Below are 1007 nucleotides of genomic sequence, written 5' to 3' on the forward strand. Positions count from 1 at the left end.
ATCACCATCAACACCTCCCACGTAGAATACGACACCGCTACCCGTCACTACGCCCACGTAGACTGCCCGGGTCACGCCGACTACGTTAAAAACATGATCACCGGTGCTGCCCAGATGGACGGCGCGATCCTGGTAGTAGCAGCGACTGACGGCCCGATGCCGCAGACTCGTGAGCACATCCTGCTGGGTCGTCAGGTAGGCGTTCCGTACATCATCGTGTTCATGAACAAGTGCGACATGGTAGATGACGAAGAGCTGCTGGAACTGGTCGAGATGGAAGTTCGCGAACTGCTGTCCGAGTACGACTTCCCGGGTGATGACCTGCCGGTAGTCCGTGGTTCCGCACTGAAAGCGCTGGAAGGCGAAGCTCAGTGGGAAGAGAAGATCCTGGAACTGGCTGGCCACCTGGACAGCTACATTCCGGAGCCGGAGCGTGCAATCGACCAGCCGTTCCTGATGCCTATCGAAGACGTATTCTCTATCGCTGGCCGTGGTACTGTAGTTACCGGTCGTGTAGAGCGCGGTATCGTTAAAGTTGGTGAAGAAGTGGAAATCGTTGGTATCAAAGATACCACCAAGACCACCTGTACCGGCGTTGAAATGTTCCGCAAACTGCTGGACGAAGGTCGTGCAGGCGAGAACATCGGTGCACTGCTGCGTGGCGTGAAGCGTGAAGACGTAGAGCGTGGTCAGGTACTGGCCAAGCCGGGCACCATCAAGCCGCACACCAAGTTTGAATCTGAAGTGTACGTACTGTCCAAAGAAGAAGGTGGTCGCCATACCCCGTTCTTCAAAGGCTACCGTCCGCAGTTCTACTTCCGTACTACCGACGTGACCGGTACCATCGAACTGCCGGAAGGCGTAGAGATGGTAATGCCGGGCGACAACATCAAGATGGTTGTTACCCTGATTGCGCCGATCGCGATGGACGACGGCCTGCGTTTCGCTATCCGTGAAGGTGGCCGCACCGTAGGTGCTGGTGTTGTAGCTAAAGTTATCGCTTAATC

1 protein-coding gene is annotated in these 1007 nt (G+C 56.0%); it reads left to right on the top strand.

Going from position 1 to position 1007, the window contains the following annotated elements; genetic code table 11:
- On the top strand, window positions 1-1005 hold a 1005-nt coding region (gene tuf, locus NOM67_RS21675), incomplete at its 5' end, for an elongation factor Tu (RefSeq protein WP_255940187.1).
- Between the last annotated feature and the right edge of the window lie 2 nt (window positions 1006-1007).

Source organism: Aeromonas sp. SG16, from assembly GCF_024436135.1.
GTDB lineage: Bacteria > Pseudomonadota > Gammaproteobacteria > Enterobacterales > Aeromonadaceae > Aeromonas > Aeromonas jandaei.